Genomic DNA, 212 nt, shown 5'->3' with positions numbered 1-212 from the left:
AACTCCTCGGCGTCCCGCGAGAAATCAAGCAGGTACCCGCCGCCCGGGCAACCGGCGACGATCCGATCGCGATCGTGGGGATGTCGTGTCGTTTCCCCGGCGGGGTGGATTCACCGGACGATCTGTGGGACATGGTGGCCAACGGCCGCGACGTGATATCGGACTTTCCCGCCGATCGGGGATGGGACCTGGCCGGGCTCTTCGACCCCGAC

General features: G+C 67.0%; 1 protein-coding gene. It reads left to right on the top strand.

Features of this window, described 5'->3' with window-relative positions:
* On the top strand, positions 1-212 hold a 212-nt coding region (locus F6Q13_RS19765), incomplete at both ends, for a beta-ketoacyl synthase N-terminal-like domain-containing protein (RefSeq protein ID WP_293060079.1).

Origin of the sequence: Mycobacterium sp., assembly GCF_008709575.1 — a bacterium.
GTDB lineage: Bacteria > Actinomycetota > Actinomycetes > Mycobacteriales > Mycobacteriaceae > Mycobacterium.
This window is presented reverse-complemented; position numbering and strand designations above follow the sequence as displayed.